We start from the raw sequence: 310 nt of genomic DNA, 5'->3' as shown, positions 1-310 counted from the left end.
GTTTTAGAGCAGCTGTAACTGGTATCTAATGAAGTTGGGCTTGTAATTGGTCCAACTTAAACACTGTGCGTCGCAATAGTGCGATTAGCTCGTCGCATTGACTGTCAAAATCTTGCAGCTGCTGTTGTTTGTAAAAGGCGTCCATTTCGGTGGCCTTTTCTGAGAGTAAGGCAGCACCAAAACTCGGCGCACTGCCTTTTATCGCGTGACAGGTACGAGCAATCATCTCTCTATTCTCTTCGCTAGCAGCTACGCCTTCAATTTGACCAATGTATTGCTGAAGCTCTTGCTTGAAGATATCGAGTAATAC

1 protein-coding gene is annotated in these 310 nt (G+C 45.2%); it reads right to left on the bottom strand.

The window, feature by feature from the left end; translation table 11 throughout:
* Positions 1 to 25: 25 nt before the first annotated feature.
* The coding region (locus AB4585_RS24270; protein ID WP_372171309.1) for an Hpt domain-containing protein at positions 26 to 310 on the bottom strand (285 nt) is incomplete at its 5' end.

Source organism: Vibrio sp. 10N.222.49.C9 (assembly GCF_041474985.1).
Classification (GTDB): domain Bacteria; phylum Pseudomonadota; class Gammaproteobacteria; order Enterobacterales; family Vibrionaceae; genus Vibrio; species Vibrio crassostreae_C.
This window is presented reverse-complemented; position numbering and strand designations above follow the sequence as displayed.